The sequence below is a fragment of the Crateriforma conspicua genome, from assembly GCF_007752935.1.
GTDB lineage: Bacteria > Planctomycetota > Planctomycetia > Pirellulales > Pirellulaceae > Crateriforma > Crateriforma conspicua.
In genome coordinates, this window is sequence record NZ_CP036319.1 from 760,794 (window position 1) to 781,363 (window position 20,570).

Annotated in this window: 19 protein-coding genes and 2 tRNA genes; 11 read left to right on the top strand and 10 right to left on the bottom strand. The window is 57.4% G+C overall.

Features of this window, described 5'->3' with window-relative positions:
• The first annotated feature begins 173 nt into the window (after positions 1–173).
• Positions 174–848: a hypothetical protein gene (locus tag Mal65_RS02725; protein ID WP_145293441.1), complete on the top strand. Its 675-nt coding sequence runs from the start codon at positions 174–176 to the stop codon at positions 846–848.
• Positions 849–891: 43 nt separating this feature from the next.
• Here Mal65_RS02725 and Mal65_RS02730 read toward each other — a convergent pair whose 3' ends face one another.
• Together Mal65_RS02730 and Mal65_RS02735 are read right to left on the bottom strand one after the other, a co-directional pair.
• Positions 892–1,347: a hypothetical protein gene (locus tag Mal65_RS02730; protein WP_145293443.1), complete on the bottom strand. Its 456-nt coding sequence runs from the start codon at positions 1,345–1,347 to the stop codon at positions 892–894.
• Between the two features lie 210 nt (positions 1,348–1,557).
• A tRNA-Val gene (locus Mal65_RS02735) sits at positions 1,558–1,631 on the bottom strand.
• Positions 1,632–2,009: 378 nt separating this feature from the next.
• Here Mal65_RS02735 and infC point away from each other — a divergent pair.
• The 4 genes from infC (at position 2,010) to Mal65_RS02755 (ending at position 6,522) form a co-directional block, all read left to right on the top strand.
• Complete coding sequence (infC, locus tag Mal65_RS02740) at positions 2,010–2,540, top strand: translation initiation factor IF-3 (protein ID WP_145293445.1); 531 nt, start codon at positions 2,010–2,012, stop codon at positions 2,538–2,540.
• 289 nt (positions 2,541–2,829) lie between these two features.
• A complete protein-coding gene (locus Mal65_RS02745; RefSeq protein ID WP_196784512.1) occupies positions 2,830–3,708 on the top strand; it encodes a Nif3-like dinuclear metal center hexameric protein in 879 nt (292 codons plus the stop codon).
• A gap of 427 nt (positions 3,709–4,135) precedes the next feature.
• Entirely contained in the window at positions 4,136–4,912 is a 777-nt protein-coding gene (locus tag Mal65_RS02750; RefSeq protein ID WP_231131266.1) for a glycosyltransferase family 2 protein, read from the top strand.
• Complete coding sequence (locus Mal65_RS02755) at positions 4,912–6,522, top strand: hypothetical protein (RefSeq protein WP_145293447.1); 1,611 nt, start codon at positions 4,912–4,914, stop codon at positions 6,520–6,522. Before Mal65_RS02750 ends, Mal65_RS02755 begins: the two co-directional genes overlap by 1 nt.
• Here Mal65_RS02755 and Mal65_RS02760 read toward each other — a convergent pair.
• Complete coding sequence (locus Mal65_RS02760) at positions 6,519–6,740, bottom strand: hypothetical protein (protein ID WP_145293449.1); 222 nt, start codon at positions 6,738–6,740, stop codon at positions 6,519–6,521. The two genes, Mal65_RS02755 and Mal65_RS02760, sit on opposite strands and share 4 nt — an antisense overlap.
• 175 nt (positions 6,741–6,915) lie before the next feature.
• Here Mal65_RS02760 and Mal65_RS02765 point away from each other — a divergent pair.
• Positions 6,916–6,999, top strand: a tRNA-Leu gene (locus Mal65_RS02765).
• A gap of 181 nt (positions 7,000–7,180) precedes the next feature.
• Here Mal65_RS02765 and Mal65_RS02770 read toward each other — a convergent pair.
• From Mal65_RS02770 to Mal65_RS02785, 4 genes are all read right to left on the bottom strand, one after another.
• A complete protein-coding gene (locus Mal65_RS02770; RefSeq protein WP_145293451.1) occupies positions 7,181–7,405 on the bottom strand; it encodes a hypothetical protein in 225 nt (74 codons plus the stop codon).
• Positions 7,406–7,447: 42 nt separating this feature from the next.
• Complete coding sequence (locus Mal65_RS02775) at positions 7,448–7,945, bottom strand: hypothetical protein (RefSeq protein WP_145293453.1); 498 nt, start codon at positions 7,943–7,945, stop codon at positions 7,448–7,450.
• A 22-nt stretch (positions 7,946–7,967) separates the two neighbouring features.
• Positions 7,968–8,243, bottom strand: a complete 276-nt coding sequence (locus Mal65_RS27105; RefSeq protein WP_146440253.1) for a hypothetical protein — start codon at positions 8,241–8,243, stop codon at positions 7,968–7,970.
• 581 nt (positions 8,244–8,824) lie between these two features.
• Positions 8,825–11,317: a patatin-like phospholipase family protein gene (locus tag Mal65_RS02785; RefSeq protein ID WP_145293457.1), complete on the bottom strand. Its 2,493-nt coding sequence runs from the start codon at positions 11,315–11,317 to the stop codon at positions 8,825–8,827.
• Between the two features lie 534 nt (positions 11,318–11,851).
• On the opposite strand from Mal65_RS02785, the gene Mal65_RS02790 reads away from it, so the two are divergent.
• Positions 11,852–12,385 carry a zinc ribbon domain-containing protein gene (locus Mal65_RS02790; protein WP_145293459.1) on the top strand — a complete coding sequence of 178 codons (534 nt, stop codon included), beginning with the start codon at positions 11,852–11,854 and terminating at the stop codon, positions 12,383–12,385.
• A gap of 364 nt (positions 12,386–12,749) precedes the next feature.
• Entirely contained in the window at positions 12,750–14,657 is a 1,908-nt protein-coding gene (locus Mal65_RS02795; RefSeq protein ID WP_196784514.1) for a sulfatase-like hydrolase/transferase, read from the top strand.
• A gap of 123 nt (positions 14,658–14,780) precedes the next feature.
• On the opposite strand, the gene Mal65_RS02800 is transcribed toward Mal65_RS02795, so the two are convergent.
• Together Mal65_RS02800 and Mal65_RS26315 are read right to left on the bottom strand one after the other, a co-directional pair.
• The gene (locus tag Mal65_RS02800) at positions 14,781–15,980 is read right to left on the bottom strand and encodes an NAD(P)/FAD-dependent oxidoreductase (RefSeq protein WP_165701023.1); all 1,200 of its coding nucleotides are present in this window, start codon (positions 15,978–15,980) and stop codon (positions 14,781–14,783) included.
• A gap of 8 nt (positions 15,981–15,988) precedes the next feature.
• A complete protein-coding gene (locus Mal65_RS26315) occupies positions 15,989–16,750 on the bottom strand; it encodes a methyltransferase domain-containing protein (protein ID WP_165701024.1) in 762 nt (253 codons plus the stop codon).
• 439 nt (positions 16,751–17,189) lie between these two features.
• On the opposite strand from Mal65_RS26315, the gene Mal65_RS02810 reads away from it, so the two are divergent.
• Complete coding sequence (locus Mal65_RS02810; protein ID WP_165701025.1) at positions 17,190–17,882, top strand: hypothetical protein; 693 nt, start codon at positions 17,190–17,192, stop codon at positions 17,880–17,882.
• 100 nt (positions 17,883–17,982) lie between these two features.
• On the opposite strand, the gene bsh is transcribed toward Mal65_RS02810, so the two are convergent.
• Entirely contained in the window at positions 17,983–19,044 is a 1,062-nt protein-coding gene (bsh, locus tag Mal65_RS02815; RefSeq protein WP_145293467.1) for a bile salt hydrolase, read from the bottom strand.
• Positions 19,045–19,333: 289 nt separating this feature from the next.
• On the opposite strand from bsh, the gene Mal65_RS02820 reads away from it, so the two are divergent.
• Positions 19,334–19,861 (top strand): DUF1579 family protein, encoded by a 528-nt coding sequence (locus Mal65_RS02820; RefSeq protein WP_196784515.1) that lies wholly within the window; start codon positions 19,334–19,336, stop codon positions 19,859–19,861.
• Positions 19,858–20,490 carry a hypothetical protein gene (locus Mal65_RS02825; protein ID WP_165701026.1) on the top strand — a complete coding sequence of 211 codons (633 nt, stop codon included), beginning with the start codon at positions 19,858–19,860 and terminating at the stop codon, positions 20,488–20,490. The genes Mal65_RS02820 and Mal65_RS02825 overlap by 4 nt, the downstream gene beginning before the upstream one ends.
• The last annotated feature ends 80 nt before the right edge of the window (positions 20,491–20,570 follow it).

Here is a 20,570-nt window from a genome sequence, read left to right on the forward strand (position 1 = left end):
TGCCGCCTAGAACCGGTCGATCGGGTGCTTATGGCACCGGAGCCCCCCTCTTGTGGTTGACGTGTGGGTGTCTGAGAGGCGGATTTTATGAAGGGCAAGAAGACGTGGTGCTTCAGACGTTCTCAGGCAACCAGATATCGCGATCATCCAAAAACTGGACGTGGAGAAATCGGATGAGTCCCAAGATCTACTGCTGCGAAGACGTGCGGAGCGTCCGGCGTCTGTACGCCGATCTGTTGGCCCTACCCCACGGAAGCCTACCGATTGTCGACTTGTTGCGGCGGCAAGCCGACCTGCTATTGCGGGCACATCGCTCGGCCGATGGTGCCGTCACGCCGATCATCCGGTCATGGCATCCACGTCTGGTGGGGTGTTCGGTTGAACAAGTCTTTGCATCGGAGCTGTCACTGCAGGACATGCTGGAAACGGTCGCACGTGAACACGGATTTTCTGATTGGTCACAGGTCGATGCACTGGACGACGATCGAGCCGATCCGATGTTCGAAACCGCCGTGGACGCGGTTTTAGCGGGTGACATCGAAACACTTCGGTCGTTGTTCAACCGCTCTGCTGGTTTGCCCACACAGCGGTCGCGGTATGGTCATCGATCGACGCTGTTGCATTACGTGGGGGCAAATGGTGTGGAGACTCATCGCCAAGTCGTGCCGATGAACTTGGCGGAAGTCACTCGCGTTTTGCTCCAGGCGGGCGCGGATGCCGATGCAGGGGCCGAAATGTACGGTGGCGGTTGCACAGCGTTGATGCTGTTGCGATCCAGTGCTCATCCGAAGCAGGCCGGTCTGGTCGACCGGGTGGCCGAGTTACTTGAAGATGCCTCGCCGGGTTAGCAGCGGGGACCGAAGGCAGGTCGTTGCATCGGAGGTCATTGGATCAATCAAGCCACCACCGAACGACATGATTTGGATCCGAGCGAAGGGTACGAAACACAAACGCCCCGATGGTGACGTACAGAACCAGCAGTGCTATTCCAAGAACGCACCGTGTCTTCCGCTGGACGTTGATCGGGAAAAGGAAAGAGGAAGCCAACCCGATCGGCACCAGGATGGGCATCAAGACCAGAAAGATGCCGGGAACGTAGTACAAGAAGTCCAGAATTCCTCCGATGGATTTCGGGTCGTCCAAGCTGGGGCGTGGGCGATGTCCCAACAGATGCCACGCGATCCACCAAGTCATGTAGAACGAACCGATCAGCCAAAGCGGATACAGGTAGACCATCAGCCACACCACGAAACTGCCTCGGGGCAGCCGAAAGCTTGGTTGTGACGCGACAGCGGCCGGCGGCAAGTCGGTCGTCGCGTCGATGGGGGCCTGATACGGATTATCCATCGTGGTCGTGTTCGATGCAGGCCACGGGGGGGACCGTTTGGGTCAACGTTCCTGTGGCGACAGTGGGGTGCGTCCGAGGATTTGCCAGTGGTTTTCTGGCGATGCACCATCCGACGGCAGCATGACAGCGGATCACACGACAGACCGCTGGGAACGTCAAGAGAGACGATTCGGCAAAGAAAACGGGGACGTCATTCACGTCCCCGCGAGTGGGCGATAGAGAACTCGAATCTCTGACCTCCACGATGTCAACGTGGCGCTCTAACCAACTGAGCTAATCGCCCGATAATCGGGTCGCACGGGGTAGGATCGGCGGGTCGATGAGGACGCCTGAATCCGCTGCGGTGCGAATCAAGCGGGTAGTTTGCCCAGAGGCCTGCTGACCGTCAAGAGCGTCAAACCTTGACCTTTGCAAAACGATTATCGCGATTTTCGGGATTCGCTGTTGACGCTGTCCGCAATCGGGCGGGATACTTTCTGCGGATTTGGTCTTGACGAAATCGATCGTTTTGGCCAATCGCGGTCCGTTGATTGCACCACGCATCGACGCAAGCGTTTTCCTTACTTCGCCAATGCGGCCCGGTCTGACGGTAGGACTGGCCCGGGCGGGTTACCTTCCCTGATGAGCCGGTCTGCCCACCGGCCGGAGATGATTTATTCAGTTGGCACTGGCACGAAAAAATATTCAACCTGAAAACCGAGACACCGTTCGCATCAACAACAGTATTCGCATCAGCCCGATTCGCGTGGTCAGCGAAGACGGTGAACAGTTGGGAATCATCCCGACTGAAGATGCGTTAAGTCGCGCTCGCGACGCGGGATTGGACCTTGTCGAGGTCGCCCCTAACGAGCGACCGCCTGTTTGCCGGATCATGGATTACGGCAAATACAAGTACGACAAGAACAAGAAGAAGAACAGCGGACAGTCCCATACGAAGACCAAAGAAATCCGTCTGCGTCCCAAAACCGGTGACGAAGACGTGCGGACCAAGATCCGCCAGGCCGAAAAGTTCTTGAAACACAAGGACAAGGTCCAGGTCAGCGTTCTTTTCCGAGGACGTGAGATGGCACACATCGAAGAAGGCCGCAAGGTCATGGAGATGGTCATCGAATTGCTGGAGCCGGTCGGCAAAGTCGAAACCACGCCGCAGCAGCACGGACGACGCATGATCTGTATGATTGCCCCGAAGTGACTTGCATTCGCTGCTTAGCGGTGTTCGTCGGTCATTCTGCCGATCGTGTTCAGATTCCTGTGCCGGTTTTCTATCGGCGATTCGGTTCGTACTGGGTACGGCCTAAAGCGAGACCGTCTTTCCAGTCCATTTCTGGATTCATTTTCGCTGGTGCGTGTCTGGCCGCGTTCGTTTTGGCCGGCAGGACGCTGGCGAGGCATCGTTCTGAGGGGGCGATCTCCTTTCGGTTCGGGGCCAAGTCGATCGGGCTCCACCCCGTTCTGTCCTTTTGTGGGCCAACCGGATGACGATGAAGCCGAGTAAGCCGAATCACACGGGTGCATCGGAACACACCGATGTTGCGATGCAAGATTTGCTGGACAGCCTGGGCCGGATTGCTCCCCTGCGATTGGCCGAGGACTGGGACAACGTCGGGTTGTTGGTCGGGGATTCTTCATCACGGATCCGGTCGGTGATGACGTGCCTGACGATCGACGAGGATGTGGTGGCCGAAGCGATCCGGCATCAAGCCGATTTAATCGTGGCTCATCACCCGATTCCTTTTCGTCCGGTGGATCGGATCAGCGACGACCATCGCACGGGCAAATTGGTCTGGCAGCTGGCGTCCCATGGAATCGCCGTGTACAGCGCCCATACCGCGTTTGATTCATCAGTCGACGGGATCAACCAGCGTTGGGCATTGGCGTTGGAGTGTCAGGAAATTGGCGTCCTGATGGACGATTCTCCGCCGGGGGATCAGGCCCAAGCCGAATCCAATGCGCCGACCGGTACGTGCGAGGGCGGCGGGCGTTTCGGTACGCTGGCGACGATGTTTTCCTTGCAAGACTTGGCCATCCGTGCCGCGACCTTGGTGCACGGCGAATCGGTTCGCATCGTCGGCGATTCGGCGATGGAGATCCAAGTGGTGGGGTTCGCCTGTGGGAGTGGCGGCAGTTTTCTGGAGGCCGCCGATCGGCGGGGCTGTCACGCCTTGGTGACGGGCGAAGCGACCTTTCACACCTGCTTGGAAGCCCGGGCGATGGGGATCGGCATGGTCTTGTTGGGGCATTATTGGAGCGAACGCTTTGCGATGGAGCAGCTGGCCGACCAGTTGGCCCAGTCGCACCCGGCACTGAATTTGTGGGCCAGCCGGGCGGAACGGGATCCCATTCGCTCATTGCAGCTGTAGGCCTTCCGGTGGCCTCGGCCGATCGTCGACGCTGTTCATAGCCGAATCGGCGCCGCGACGTTGGTCGATTGCCCGGAATCGCGCGGCCTAGGTTGCCTATGGCGCGGCGTCGTACGGACGATCGGCAGCGCTGTCGGTGCCCAATTGCATCGTTTTGAACGCGTGATTTGGGCGAAACTGCGGTCCGATGTCGGTGGTTCTGCTCGATGACGGCGTTTGACCGGGTTGATTTCAGTCCTAGAATGCGCTGTCCGGAACGGCGGTTGCACTAGCGGGGATTCTCGTGGGCGGCGGTGTCAGGGCGACCAAGACGCTGGCCAATTTGGACATGGGCTGATCGAGTTCGGCTGCTCGAGTTTGGCTGATCGAGCGCCGGCGACGAATCCATTTCAACATTCAACGAAACGATCAAACAGGGAACTGCCTCTTGAAGATTGCGACTCGAAATCAACGTGGCGAACGCTGGCTAGCCGCTCTGCCGGTCTACAACGAAGTCGGTTACGTCGACGGAGTTCTGGATGAAGTTGCCCATTACGCCGATCACGTTTTGTGCGTCGACGACGGCTCCAACGACGGGACTTCCGAAGTTTTGGCCCGCCGCAGCGATGTTGATGTCGTGACGCACGAAACCAATCAGGGCTACGGGGCCGCGCTGCGAAGCATTTTTCAGTACACCATTGAGCAGGGGTTCGACGGTGTGGTCACCTTGGACTGTGATGGCCAGCACCAGCCGAAGCGGATCCCTCGATTTGTCGAAGCTGCCGCCGCCGCCGATATCGTTTCAGGCAGCCGTTACCTGAAGCAATACGAAGGCGATGACGCGCCGCCACCGGAGCGGATGTTTATCAATCGGCGGATCACCAGCGAATTGAATCGGCGTTTGGGTTTTGATTTGACCGACGCGTTTTGTGGGTTCAAAGCGTATCGCGCCGAAGCGTTGCAACAGATGGACATCACCGACAACGGTTATGCCATGCCGCTGCAGTTGTGGGTGGAAGCCGCGGCAGCAGATTTACGAGTCGTTGAAGTTCCGGTTCCGTTGATCTATCTGGATCTCAGCCGATCCTTTGGTGGTTCGTTGGATCACGCCGAGACTCGATTGAACTATTACAACGATGTATTGAATCAGGCGATCGACAAGGTGTGCCGCGAAGGCAAGCCTTTGAACGAACGCAAGCGTCTGTGCAATCAAAGCATCGGGTGATGCCAGCGTTTCGGGCCTATCGTGCACCGTCGGCCAACGGTGCCGGGTTGATCGACCCGCCATTGATGCAAGCGGACGCCGTTGCACAAGCCAATCGGGCGTTGGCCGAGGGCTATCCCGATTCGTTGCGCGACCTGAGACGATCGGGACGCGACGAAGTGGTGCGTGCTGCTTTGGCGTACACATCCGCCTACCGTGACGTTCACTGGACCGAGGGCCGCGACTCGGGCCGGATCATCATGGCCGGTCACCAGCCGACGCTGTTTCACCCTGGCGTTTGGTTCAAGAACTTCGCGCTGTCTCATTTGGCTGCCTGTCAAAACAGCTTGGCGATCAACTTGGTCGTCGACAATGACGTGGCCGGCGATGCGTCGGTGCGAGTCCCCGTGTACGACGACCTTTCACGTCGCGTGAGTATGCAGTCGGTGGCCTTTGATCGTGCCGCATCGGGCGTGCCCTACGAACAATGGCGGATCGCCGACCGTGCATTGTTCGATTCATTCAGCCAGCGATTGACCGCTCAGGTGCAGCCTTTGGTCGCCAATCCGTCAGTGAACCTGCTGTGGGGGCACGCCAAGAGTGCGATTCAGCGATGTGATTTCGCCGGATGTGTCATGGCACAGGCGCGACACGCGTTGGAAGCCGATTTGGGGGCCCGGACGCTGGAGTTGCCCGTCAGTGTGGTCAGTCGCACCGAAGCCTTTGCTCGTTTCATCGTCCGGATCTTTGACCGCGCGGCCGCATTCGCCAAAGCCTACAACGACTCGCTGGCCGTCTATCGAGCGGCACAAGGGATTCGCAGCCGATCGCACCCAGTGCCACCATTGGGCCATGAAGACGGTTGGCAGGAAACACCGCTGTGGATCTACGGCAACGATTTGCCGGTCAGGCGGGCTGTTTGGGTGCGGCGTCAAGGCGATCGACTTGAAATCAGCGATCGCGCCGGTGTCGCCTTGGACATTGATATGTCGGATCTGGATCAGGCGGCCGACCATCTGCGTGGTCAATGCAACGATGACGTGAAGCTTCGGCCGCGGGCGTTGTTGACGACCATGTTCGCACGACTGGTTCTCAGCGACCTGTTCTTGCACGGGATCGGCGGCGGCAAATACGACCAACTGGGTGACATGGTCGCCGCTGAATTTTTCGGTTTGACGCCGCCGCAATTCATGGTGCTGTCGGCGACGATCCGGTTGCCGATCGCCCAAGGCCGAGCTTTGGGGAACGGCGACCGTGAAGTTGTGCGGCCGGAAGATTCGAACGAAGACTCGATCGCCTTACTTCGACGCCAGCTACGTCAAACGGTGTACCAGCCCGAACGATTTGCGGGGCAAGCCGATCTGTCGCCCGAGTTGCTGCGTCGCAAGGCGGAACTGTTGGAATCGATTCCGCCCCGAGGCCAGAAGCTGGATTGGCATCGTCAGGTCTGTGACGTCAATCAGCGTTTGTCAGATGAATTGGCCGGAGTGCGGCATGATTTGAATCGCCGCATCGCGGATGCCAAGCGGATTCAGGCCAATCGGTCGATTTTGCGAAGTCGCGAGCACTCGCTGGCTTTGCATCCGGTCGAATCGATGCTGGCCGCGTATCGGCGACTGCTACAGACCTAGCGGCTGCCGACGATGATTTGACCGACCATCAACCAGACGAAGGTAAAGGTCAAACCGAGCGCTGCGTGGAAAGCATCGGGATTCATCAGCATTGGCCGTGGTAGAGTTGGAACGGGGGTGGTCTTGGCCCGTTCCATGGCCAATTCGTCATTTTTTGAAGGCCACATTGCAAGCAACGCGGCGAGCAGCACGCCGATCCCACGGCGTATAAGAAACATCGGCGAATCGCTGCGGCAAATTGAGCGAAAATCTCCGGACGCGGCAAAGTCGCCTCAGGTGTCAAAACCCGATCGAGGATCGCGATCGCCGGCGGGCCCCCGAAATCCGCCCCCTCGGGCGTCTTGCCAAGACCACGCCGCCGCTTACAATCCGTGGTTCACGCTTTGCAACAAAGCCGAAGTGGCGGAATTGGCAGACGCGCCGGATTCAAAATCCGGTGAGGGCAACCTCATGTGGGTTCGAGTCCCACCTTCGGTACTTTTTGATTTCCCCGGGGAATCATCAGCCATCGTTAGCTCGCAAGACTCCTTGTTTTGCGGGCTATTTTTGTTTCCTCACAGTTCCAGTGATTCTCCTTGATCGCCAGGTCTTGCCACGGACTGTGGGAAGCAAGGGTGTTTCTTCGGGCACCCTTTCGCACCGCATGATCCAACGATGATTAAATTGTCATCGCGTAGTGCTGCATCGCGATGGGTGCCGAATTGCCAAGCCACGATGCCACATCCAAGTTCGGGAACATTGCGATCGGTTCCGTTTCGCGGGACGCTTGCGAATTCTGCATCAACCTCGGCCACTCGATCAGCCCGGCTTGCTTCACGATTCTCGTGAACGTCTTGTTGACACCGGCGGCGGTGATGCACCGTTCAATCCAATCGGCCGGCATGGAGAATTGACGATCGGGATTTCCGCCCACCTCCTCGCCTCGCTAGGGTTCGGCTCGAACCTGGATATTCCCCTGCTTTAGGTCGGTGTAGAAGATCTGGATCGATGCGAGTTCGTCAACCACCTCCAAGACTCTCTCCCAGTCATCGGCCGAATAGTTGCTACGGAATTCCTCCATTGAATCGTGGAACGACTGTGCGGGATAATCAGGGGGCCGATTAAGGTACGCCTTCCCAAAATCGAGAACTCTCGGTGGTGTCACGATCCCCATTTCGACGATCCAACGGGAATCGTCGCAGCGAACGAATTTTGGCACAGTAAATCCGGCAATCTCCGTGACTTCGAATTCGGCGAGTCGCTCGTAACAATCCCGCTCGTTGCAGTAGTTTTTCTCGCGATAGAAAACCTTGACGGCCGTATGCCTGTCTGACTTCAAAACCCAAGCATCTTCACCGAACCCGAGTCGAGCCATGATGGCAAGTCCGTGCTCGGCAGCGTATTCTCTAGCTAGTTCGATCAGCTCTTCGTCGGTCCGATTCATGCTCAGCTCTGCAAATCGCTACTCATCCAGCGTTAAAATTCTGCTCCGAATCGCCGGAGCAGAATTTGAGGTGGCCCAGGTGACTGATCAGGAAGTGTATTTCCGTGAATCCGTCGAGATCGCCCCGGGTGAGGGTGAGTTGCTGGTTGCCGTCGACGATCATGTAACGAGAGAACCTGTTTACTTGCCCCACGGCGTTGCCGCTGGAGCATCCAGTGGAAAATACTGGTAGCTCTTTGCCACCGCTGCGTTTCTCGTTTCTCGGATTGTGCAGATCGGCGGATAACCGGTCAAACACAACTCAGCGTGGTTTGTAGTCTCACGCCGCTTGGTGCATCTTCATGCGTCCAATGCGAGGATGGTATCCCCGAGAATTTGTCCGCTGTGCTCCGACTGCACGATCGTGCAGCCATACTTTTCACGGCGTTTCTGTGCCGCTTTGCGTTCCAGCGGTTTTTGTCACGGCCAGAAAACTCGGCCCTTTGCCGCTTGGATCTCGTTTCGGTCGAGTCCCACCTTCGGTACTTTCCCGGTCACCCGTGGTCAGTGATGGCCACGAGTGTTCCTGGGATGTCTTTGGTCGGCATCGACATCATCTGCTGTCGCATGGACCGGCCGCCCGATCTGTGCCCCCACACAGATTCTTTTGCGGTCCAAGCGACTTGATCAGAGTGTGCTCTGTAAAGATGGGCCCGTCGCTCCGTCCCTCGTTGGCTTTGGTAAGGCTCTGCGCGCTCGTGACCAGAATGGGTGTTCTGCGGCTGGGGTTCACCCGATAGCGGAGTGGCCGCTTTTGCTTCGCCGCCGCCCATGGGGTGGCATCCCGGTCGCATGCGCAAGCGGATGCCAGGATCGCGAGATTCCTATGGCGTCCGTTGGCTATTGCTCTGTACCGCTCCATTTCCAGCGGCATTCGTAGCGAAAGTTATCCCTGGGATTGATCAATTGGAATGTCGCGATGGAACCAATGGGAAGCTCAACCTTTGTGGTGGGATCGATGGGTTCTGCCAGCTCGGGGGCATCAATTGGCCACCCGCTGATTTCAAAGTTTTCGTAGTTTCGATTCTCTGGCATCAGCATCCAGATCTGTGCCAGCCCCGTGTCGGCCGGAAGGCTGAACTGAAAACGCCCTTCGTCCGCGTACTGCTCACTTGATTCACTGATCAACAGACCTTCAAGAACCAGTTCGGCATCATCTCCCAGGGGAACGCTGCTGAAGTCCAGGTCCAGTTCCCAAAGGTATCTTCCATCCGCCAGTTTCATCCGCCGATGCCGCGGTCTCAGACTCTTGGTCTTGCAGAAGTAATTCAGCGTTTCGTCGTTCGATGGTATTTGGAAACGCAAATGTGGGTTTTCGTCCGTGATCTTGGTCCGCCGGACTCGAAGACGACTATGCACGTAAGGCTTTGATTCTTGCCCCGACGAATTGGGCACCAAAGCGCGCAGATCAAAAATCCTGTCGTCGGACAGGACTTCGAAGCCGTCGAAGTTGAGATCGTCCATCGACGTCACTTCTTCGAAATCCACGGCTTCCACCGTGCGAATCGGCCCCGCCTGGATCAGCTCCAGTATTTTTCGATAAAGCGGGCTGGTCTCAGCCACTGCCGCCAGCACGTACCCTCGCTGGGTCGCGGTCCTATTTGACTTGTAAAGCAGGTAAGGCAGCGTGAGCATCAACAGTGTGACAATTGGCATCCACACATAGGTCGGCCAATCGCGAAAGCTCAATAGCGTGCTTAGGATTCGGCGTGATGATGATTGCTGAAGCCGCCGGGCAAATTGCAACGCCGTACCGGGATCGCTCAGCAAAGCAGCCGAGCCGGCCGAGGTGCCTTTCCGCATTGCCTTGGCAGCGACTGGATTCCAAGGCGGGCCACTTGGGATTTCGGCCGGCGGCAACAAGGCTCGTTCGCGACAGGCTTGTCGGGCCACGCAGTACCCGTGTTGCACAAGAGCCGACACCTCCAAGTCCGAGAAGGCATCCATGTCCGTGCGGATCAGCGACGCATGATGTTGGATTTCCGGATGCGGTGCGTGCGAATCCTCCGTTTGCTGGACGACATGCGTGATCGGGAAGAACAGGACGCCGGGCGTATAGCGGAATGATTCAAGTTCCAGCTGGTTGACCCGGTCCATCAAGATGTCGGAGGATCGCATGGCCGTACTGAAAAGGCCGCCAGCTTTACCGTCGCCGCGAACTTTGAACGAAGCGCCCGCATCGCTGACCAAAATGCCATCGAATCCATCGCCGCCAGAACGCAAACATGGTTTACCGGTGCATCGCTCCAACGCCGCAGCGATCAGCTGGCGATTCAACCAGACTCGGTCGCTTGATTCCAACCGATCGAAGGACGTGTTGGTGTCATCGAGCAACGCGCGTGCCCGCGGATCGGACAGTTGGATCTCTTGGAAGATCGGGTCACGATACAGCTCGTCGTTGCGGGCAATCGTACCCAGGTTGTCGATCAAAATCCGATGATACTGTTGTGTCTCCCGTTTGGATTTCGCAACTGTGATGTCTGGATCCAGCGCCGTCAGCTTTTCCCATAACCGTCGCATGGCAGTGTTCTCGGGCATTTCCGCTCCCGCGGATAACGCCGCCGCCATCGCATCAGGATCAAGCACGTCCGTCGCGTCTGGCGCCCCCGCGTTGCTCAGCGACGTGTGCTGGATGTGGTGGAACATCCGCAATCCAATATTGTCATAGATGCCTCCATCGGTGAATGAAAGACGGCTGAATTCCCCCTCCTTGGCACCGACCTCCCAATTCCTCAGTTCCAATGGGGGAAAGAATCCCGGAAACGCCGACGAAGCCGCGACCGCCATGGGGACCGTTGCCAGCCCCATCCGTACTTTTTCAAAGCGGTCGTATCGCCCCGGAGTCCGTCGCAGCAGTAGCAATCCGTCCCGATGGAACGCGCAAAGTGATCCCTCGCTCAGGTTGGTTGCCAGAATGTAAAGTTGTGGCCGCTCGGGCAGATTGAAAAGGCTGGTGTCGCCGTACAAGCACTTTTCGTAGTGCTGCTCCAACAGCCCGGCACGCGTGTACTGCCGGCGAGTCGACATTCGCAGAGTCCGTCTGCCGATGTTCGTCATCGACGCCAATGGGAACCGGCGAACAATGCGATTGCGTACATCCAGCTGTACCAAATGCAGGATCTCTTCAGCGACTTGTTGCCATTCCTCGTCGCTCCCGCAGTACCGGTCCCAGTTCAGCACCAGATGAGCGGCTAGGACGCTGCCACCGGAGACCGAAGTGATGTGAGTGACCTGTGACAGCAGCCCCGCGTCACGGAGAAAACGCACGACGCCGAGGTGATAGAGCACCGCGCGAAAGCCGCCGCCAGATAGCGCCAGTCCAAGTCGTTGCATCAGAGAAGTCCCCGACAAATTGGATGTGAGCGGCCCGAACACAAGACCGTGGGAATGCCGTCACCACCCTATTCAATGGCCTTGGAAACGTACACCAGATTCGGTCCCGAGGACGGCAAATCGCGGTGACCTCTGCGAACCGTATCGAAGCCGTTGGGCTTCGTGCGGGAGCAATCCCCGACGAATGAATGCGTTGTCTTCAAAGATCGCGGTCAAGGGTGATGGACGAACGCCACCAGCAGTTCTTGATGACCTTGGGACTGATGCCGTAGCGACCCCTGACCCAACGCAATGCCTGGATCGCCGACACGCGTTCTTGTTGGCGGACCAATTCCACCAACAAGGCGTTGATCCGTGCTCGCAGCCGAAAGCCCGTTCACGGCAATTCTAGCGAAGCCGCAATGAGGGGGGATAGAATGGATGCATCCTCGGGTCCACTAAATTTTTTGGCAAAAATGGGCGAGAAATTGCGCCCCAGATGGACGCGTCGTTTGCCTATTCATCGGAGACAAATGCTTGCCTCAAGGAAAAGCCATGCCGGACGAAGAACGAATCAATCAAGGTCACACAAAAGTCCGAACAGTCTTACGGTTGATCGGGCCGATAACGCTGGGCGTGGGCGTCATCTTGATGGTTGTTGGCCTTGTGAGCTTCTTTTCATCATTCGGCAGCTTTGAACCTCCCCGCTATTTCTGGTGCTGCTTCCTTGGAATGCCGCTGATGATGGTCGGGCTGGGGATGTCTCAGTTCGGTTTCATGGGAGCGATCGCACGTTACCAAGCGGGTGAGATTGCTCCTGTTGGAAAGGACACCTTCAATTACATGGCCGACGGAACCAAGGGCGGCGTGAAAACCGTTGCGTCGGCGATCGGTGCGGGACTGAGCGAGGGGATGGGTGGAGCGACGGCCCGTGTTCAATGTCCAAAATGTGGGCACGCGAACGACATCGATGCGAAGTTCTGCGATGAGTGTGGATCGGCAATGTCGAAGACCTGTCCGTCGTGCGGTGAATCGAACGAAGGCGATGCGAAATTCTGTGACGCCTGTGGAAATAGGTTTTCGGTCTAGAAAGCACTGGATCTTAGGGATGCAGCGATCGCGATGGCATCGCGTACGTTCCTGTCACCAATGAAACCGTGTTCCTGGACTGTCGGTGTACGCATCGTTGTGCTCCAGTTCTTGACCATCGTTCGATTCGGAACCGCCTCTCGGATTTGTTGGCGCCCGCCTACCTTGCAACGACGCGTAGAGCACAGAAGTCATTCGGCGTTTTGAAGGTGAGTTATCCCGCTTGGTCTTCCAACGCTGGCTTGGGGCCTTTTGTCCCGTTCGCGGCGCGATCGCCCGACGTTTGTTGACGCTTGGTGTCGACTGAACGAAGATGCGGGATTCTCGATCGACAGTCCTGGATCCATCACGAAGGTTTTTTCCGATGCCTGAATCAAGGTGTTTACTGTTCTCTGTTTGGGCGGCGTTGTGCATTGCGGGCACCGGCCACGTTTTCCCGGTGATGGCTCAGGCCGAAGATAGCCAGTCCGAAACCGGAACGAACGACGGGACTGATCGACCGAACATTTTGTGGATCACCAGCGAGGACAACGGCGTCTCCTGGGTCAGTTGTTACGGCGGAACCAATGCACAAACGCCGGCGATCGACGGGCTGGCCGAGGAAGGGTTTCGCTACACGCACTGTTTCGACAACGCGGCCGTGTGTGCACCGACCCGATCATGTTGGATCACCGGGATGTACGGGATCTCCAACGGAACGCAACCGATGCGCAGTCGCAATCCGATCCCGCACCACCAGATCAAATACTATCCCGATCTGTTGCGTGAGGCCGGTTACCACACATCGAATCCGGGAAAGACGGATTACAACATCGGCGGACGCGAAGACAAAGCGTGCTGGGACTTCAAAGGCGAGAAGGGGAAATCACCTTACGGCTGGAAATATCGAAAGCCGGGACAACCGTTTTTTGCCGTCGTGAACATCCAAGACAGTCACGAAAGTCGTGCCCACGGGAGCGTGGACAATGTGACCAAGGATCCGGCAAAAATGAAGTTGTATTCCTACCATCCTGATCTGCCGGTGGTTCGAAAGAACTATGCGAAATACGCCGAGGCGGTCGAACGAATGGACGCCAAGGTTGGGGCGACGATCGAGGCGCTGAAGAAGGACGGTTTGTACGACGACACGATCATTGTCTACAACTCCGATCACGGCGGAGTGATGGCGCGAAGTAAGCGATTTTTGTACGCCAGCGGTGTCCACTGTCCTCTGGTCATCCGAATTCCCGCTAAGTGGAAGCACTTGTATCCGGCGACCGAACCCGGCACGACGGTGGATCGCATCGTCAGTTTTGTTGACATGCCGAAAACTTGGTTGGCCTTGGCCGGTGCGGACATTCCCGAGCAGTTTCAAGGCACGGTCTTTCTGGGAGATCAGATCGAGCCGGCGCCAAAGTATCATCTTGGGTTCCGTGAACGTGCCGACGAACGACTGGATAATGTTCGCATGATTCGTGACGAAAGATACGCCTATCACAAAAACTACATGCCGTACGCGCCGGCTGGACAGCACCTGGCCTATCTTTGGAAAGCACCTTTGACGGCGGCTTGGGAACAACATCATCGCGAGGGCAAAACCAATGAAATCACCGGGCGATTCTTTCGTCCGCGTGTTTCCGAAGAGTTCTACGACAATCAGACGGATTTCGACAACGTTCACAGTCTGATCGATGCACCGGAGCATCAGGTCAAAATCAGCGAACTGAAGAAGGCGCTTCGACAACAACAACTGGAGTTGCGAGATTCGGGCTTGATGCCGGAAAAAATGCGTGAGCGACGTGCGGCGGCCCATGGGATCACCATTTATGAAATGGTGCGGGACGAGAATCTGTATCCGTTGGAGCGATACCTCGATTTGGCCGATCTGGCGCTGGCAAGAGATCCGTCAAACCTGGAAGCGTTCGTCGGCGGTATGTCCGACAGTGATGAAGTCGTTCGCTGGTGGTCCGCTGTCGGGCTTCATTTGCTGGATCAACACGCGATGCCGGCGAAGGATGTGCTGCGAAACGGCCTTTCCGATGAATCGCATGAGGTCCGTATGATGTCGGCATGGACGCTGGTCGAGTTGGGGGACTCCAAACAGGCGTTGGCTTGTTTGAACGAATTGTTGTTCGAAGGAACGAATAACGAAACGATGCTGCACAACGTGATCGATTGGATGGGGCAACCCGCGTTGCCACTGGTCAAACGCTATGTCGACCAAGGTAAGACTCGTGAAGGACGATATGGTATCAGCATTTTTGGCCGCATCGCCCAATTGAACGGTTGGTGATCGCCTGATTCGTTGCCTTCGGATCACTTCAGGTCCAGGTCCAGGTCCATTAGGATCGAGAGTCACCCGAAGAGATTGCGAGTCGATGCTGGCGACCGATTCGACGTGAAAGCGGTTCGCGGTTCAGCCCGCGAACGAAGCGTTCATCGATTGAATGATCGGTGAGGTTAGACGAGGGAAGACGCACGCGGTTTTCATCGCCACGTCGATCGCACGCGGACGTCGCAGCAACCAAGTCAAGCGTCGACACCACCGTTGTCTGGATGCAATCTGTTGATTCCAGTGTTGTTGCCAGCGTGTTTCGGCTAGTCCGGCCGATGCCGAGTCATCAAGCGATTGGCGAATCACGGGGGCCACGCTTAAACCGCCGGCGAATGCCCAGGCCATGCCTTCGCCGGTGAAGGGTTCGACGTATCCGGCCGCGTCGCCGACGACGAACACACGATCCGAAGCCACGCGATTGATTCGTCGGGTCAATTCTGGGGTGCCGGTCAACTGCAGATCACCGATGGGCAATGGACCATACCCGGCGGTTTGCATGATATCGGCAAGCATTGTTTGTGGGGCACTTGCGGATCGATAGCCGGAACGATCGACCGCGGCGGCAAAGTTTAAATGGCCGTTTTCGACTCGGACCATGCCGACGTATCCCTGTGCACCGGTCGCCATGTAGATGACACCGGGCTTGAAGTGTTCAAACGCCGGATGTGCCGCGTCGTCTCGCAGGATGCCGCCCAATCCGATGCGTGAGTTCGCTGAAATCGAGTCGGTGAACTCGTTCAGTTTTCGCAGGCTGGGATGTCCCAAGCCGTCGGCGGCTAGAACCGTTTTTCCGCGGACAACCGCTTTTGTGCTTGAGGACGTATTGGCAACGGTCAGCTGGACGTCGCGGTGGGCCGCGTCGCTTTCGCGAGGCAAGACGCTCGCGCCGACCCGCGATAAGGTGACTGCGCCGGCATCGCGGGCTGCATCGAAAAGTGCGGCATCCAATCGGTGTCGCGACACGGCCAGGCCGCCGGGCAGATTCAATCGCACATGTTTTCCGCCGGCTCGCAAGTCAAAATGACTGAGGCGGATTCCACCACAGGTCCTGACAACATGCTGTAGACCGGCTGCGTTAAGAGCGGTCAATGCGCGGTGATTCACGCATGCGCCACAGACTTTGTCACGAGGGAACGATTTGCGGTCCACAAGCAATGTCCGCATTCCGTCTTTGGCCAACTGCCGTGCCGCAAGGCTGCCGGCGGGGCCCGCACCGATGACGATGCAGTCCCAAAGGGTTTGGCCCGCGGATTGGAGGTTATCGGGCACGTCTGTGGGCATCACATGGTTCATGGCTTGCACCACTTTAGAAAGAAGCGTTGCGGCCAATGGAAGGTCAATTCACCATCACCGAGCCCGGCATCGTGGGTGATCCCTTTGATTTCGGTGTCCGACCAAGCGGCACGCACGGATTGTGCGCCGTCGAGGTGCACGATCGGGCTGCGCGTGATCAGACGTGACCCCGCGGCCGCCAAGAAGTATCCCCATCTGGTACGGCGAAGGTCACTGATCAAGACGGCGCGTCGACAGGCGGCGGCCATGTTGGCCAAGACGCGGACCGCTTCGCATCGCGTCAGGTGGTGCAGGAACAATGAGTTCAGAATCACGTCGTACTCGCCTGGCAACGACTCTTTCAAAACATCGATCGCGAAGAATCGACAGTCCTTCATGCCCGTTGTTTCGGCATGCAGGCGAGCATAGCGCAAGGCTCGCCGGCTGATGTCGCAACCGTCGATCTGCATTGGCGTTCCACTGCGTTGAGCCATTCGGGAAAGCGAAGCCACCACGTCACCACCACCGGTGGCAACATCCAAAACACGCAGCGGTCGGTCCATCGTGTTTGCCAATTGTTTCAGCGTGGGCCAAAACCGCTTACTGCATCGGCTGATTCGGTTGATGCGTCGCAGACCGTCGAGCGCTTGGTAATGAAGTTGGTCATCCAACCGTGGGTCATCCATCAATTCCGGCAACAGACAACGTTCCTGCAGGCGATGACCTGCGGGAAGCGTTTGCGGAAAGTCCTCGATGGCAAAGCCAGAACGGGCGATCAATTGGGTTTCGTGTTCCATACAAAGGCCAAGTGGAATTTGGACGCTACGATGACGGACGATCTTCGGTCGGAATGAATCTGGGGACGCCCAAGGGCGTTCCGGCCAGGCGACGCAGTGCAGCTGGCGTGCCGCGGACCGTCGCGCACACTGTAGGGATGCGACTACCGGACGCTGATCGGTGTCGCGGATCAGATGGCGTCGACTTTTGTCTAGTGTCGATGTCATCTCCGGCGTGCCTTTTGTCGCACCCGCCACCGGTCTGCATGAAGCCAGTGAAACGACGGTTACATTCAGGGGTAGACGGAAATTTTCGGTCGAAGGGCGGTCGCATCCTGAAATGCACGGTCGCCGAATTACAGTGAGACCAAGCGGGATGACGGAGACACGTATTCCCGCCAAACCCACCCACCAATCCTTCCCCCACAATCCCGCCGATACGATGAAAACCCTGATCGCATCATCAATCACAACTGCCGCGCTGATCGTTGCCAGTTCGACTTCCGCGTACGGTGCAAACCTGCTGTCGTCACCGTGTGGCTGTGCGGTCGAACCCGTCTGTGCCCCTGCCATTATTGTGATTCCATCGACCGCTTGCGGCGATGTTGTTTCCGTCAGCGATATGGGAACCGTGGATCACCCGAGTCAGCTGAACATTTTGTTGACCGAAGAATTGGTCGCGCTGCGGCAACAGGTGGATGAGCTGACGGCCTCGGGCGAGCAAACCGCCAAAGCGTTGAGCGAAGCAAAGCAGATGATCGCGAAGATGCAAAAGCAAACGGATCAGTTGAAGCAGCAGCTTGCAAAGGAAAAGAAGCGTTCGCAGCAAGCGGAAGATCAGTTAGCTGCATCCAAAAAGGTGGCTGCGGAAGCGAAAACGCAGGCAATCCAAGCACGTGATGAAGCTCAAAAACAAATCCGCCAGCTCACTCGCCAGAATGGCAATCTGCAAAAGAGTTTGAATCAGACCAAATCGGCGCTACAAGCGGCGAACCAAACGCTGAAGGAAGAACGCAAAAAAGAGATTCCCGAAAAGGAGGAGAAGGGAATCGAAACTTCACCGGCCAGCATCCGAGACGAACAGGCCGGCAATGGTGACGAGGCGACCGGTGACGACGCGCCGCTGGAAGGCTAGTTGTATCGATGAACGAGAGGGGGCGGCTCGTTTGATCTCGGCATTGCCTGGCCATTATTCGTATTGACAGGCCGCTGGGGATCGACAGCGGCCATCGGATTTAGAAAGGCGGTTGGTCGACGACCTGGAAATTGGATTCAACGCTGCCAGAAAGGTGGATGTCGTTGGGGTCCAGCGTTTTCGTTTCGCCGCCTTCACGAAGATCAAATGCGTTCAGGTCGATCCAGATGACGTTGGGGCTGGTGGTCAGTTCAAAGAAATAGCGTCGCGCCGCCAGATCCGCGACGGTGCGATATTCCGTGTCATAGATCGTCCCCGGCGTCTTGTAAGGTGCGTTGAACGGCACCGAAGCGTTGCGGGCGATCGACAGGACCGATGCGATTGCTTCGCGTTCGCTGCGTGGTTTGCGAAGCGATTCCAGGAAATAGTTTGCACGCACGAACCGGGCGATGGGGTTCACGTTGCCCGGCAACGGTGTTTTGCGGGTCGCATCGCTAAAGTCCCACTTGGACAGTTCTTTGAGCTGTTGATCGTATGGCGGGTCGTTGGTCATCACACGGTGTTGGGATCCGTGGTAGATCTTGGCATTTCCGCCGACGTATTCGACGATGGCCGAATCGCCCGATGAATCTTCGATGGCCAGATGTAACGTGGATCTGAATCCGCCGTGTTCGACCATCACCGGCTGGATCCCCTTCATCAAGTCGATCGCTTCGTCGACCGACGCGGCATTATCTAGCAGATACTGGCCCCATAACCCGGCTTGAATGCCGTCCTTGGTGTCGTCTGGAACGCCGTAATCGGTCGCGGTCAAGAACAACAGGTGCATTCCCAATCCCTGTTCGTTCATGCCGTCGAAGGATCCCAGGTCGTAGCCCGATACGACCACCGACCCATATTTGGATTTCCAACGAGCGGGCCGATCATGGATCAGCCGCACCGGTCCCATCATGCCTCCGTCACGCTGGATACCCCTTGGAAAGACCCAAAGTTTGGGTTGGGTGGATTCGGCCCAGTCCATCGTGCGGCCGACGATCGTCACCGAGTCGCTGGGGTTCCAAAGGATGCGTGTGCAGGCCGAAACCGCCGGCACCACCAAAAACGTGATCGTAAAAATGACGGTGACCGTCACGGGCAGGACAAGTTCCGAGTGCCATTTCATGGTGAGGCAGCTTTCATTTGAGAGAATGTGCCAGGCTTTGAAATCCAAGCGTTGGAATCGGTGCGTCCTGGATCGTGGGCGACTGTTTGCGAGCGAATGCCGTTGCGTTGAGTGCTCTGCCCCGTGGAAGACAGCCCCGTGGCTGGTCGACGTATTTCAGGCGTGCCGGATCGGCGTTCAGGATGATGCATGGTGTGGATCGGAGGCCAGAACTGGTCAGGCTTGCACATCAAATTCGGGGGGACGTGCCCGGTCAGACTGCAGGTCGGCCGGCCGCATGCACGATAAGATGCCAGTCGCCAGCGCCATCAGTATCAATCCAACGGAGCCCCAGATTGTGGAAGCCGAAAAACTAATCGCGAATCTGTGCGGCCGTTGGCAAGGCGTCTGCCGCACATGGTTTGAGCCTGGAAAATTGGCCGACGAATCGGACATCACCGGAACGATGGCCGCGGTGGTGGGCGGTCAATTTTTAAAGCACCAATACGTTGGAACGATCCAAGGTCACCCGCGCTCGGGCGAAGAGACATGGGTGTTCAACGCGGTGACAAAACGATGGCAATCGGCGTGGATCGACAGTTTTCACATGAACGGCGCTATCATGTTCTCCCAAGGCCCTGCGTTGGAGGACGGTTGCGAGGTGTTCGGTCGGTACGACGTCGGCCCGGGAGTGCCGCCGTGGGGTTGGAAGACGGTGTTGCGTCTGCACGCCCCCGAGCGTTTGGTCATCATGGCGTTAAATGTCAGCCCCGAAGGCGACGAGGCCCTGGCGGTCGAAACGACTTACCGACGAGTCGCCGAAGTGGGGAATGAATGATGCGTGATGTGATTGAATCGTTATACGATTACCTGATCGACAATTGGCCGGAATTGCTGTGGATTGTCGTCGCCGCGTATGTGGCGTCGTACCTGGCCGGTCGCCGGGCACGCACCCGCTGGCGTCGCCGCGAATTTTTGGACCGGCTGAACGTATCGCTGACGTCGATCGAAAAAGGCGTTCTAAAGATTCGGACGATCCTGGAGATGGACTGTACCGAAATCTTGTTGAACCCATCGGCGTCGAAAGCTTTGGGCGAACTGGCGTCAAAGACCACGTTGGATGATCCGGTGATCCCGATCCCCAAGGCGGATGCCTGGTACTACTTGAACGCCGTCCTGAACGAGGTCAGCGAAAGATTTGCACTGGGGCACCTGCGGCGTGATGCGTCCATGGACGTCCACACCGAGACCTATTTGATGTGTCTGACACACGAACAGGCGGGCCAGGTGCGGACACGAAAGATCCGGGCCATGATGGTGCGCAAATCCTTGCTACTGAATTTGCCGGCCGAAACACCATCGTTTGAACGCCCCACGCATTCGACGCGTTGGGAAACGTTGCAAACGATGGCGGAAAAGTATCGGAGCCGGCCGGATCAGTTCGTGGAGATGGAAATCAGCCTTTGAACGTGTCGGGGCGCCGTACTAGGCCATCGAACGTGGGTGTGCGGCATCCTTGGCGGCGTCGACCAAATCGCCAACTTCCA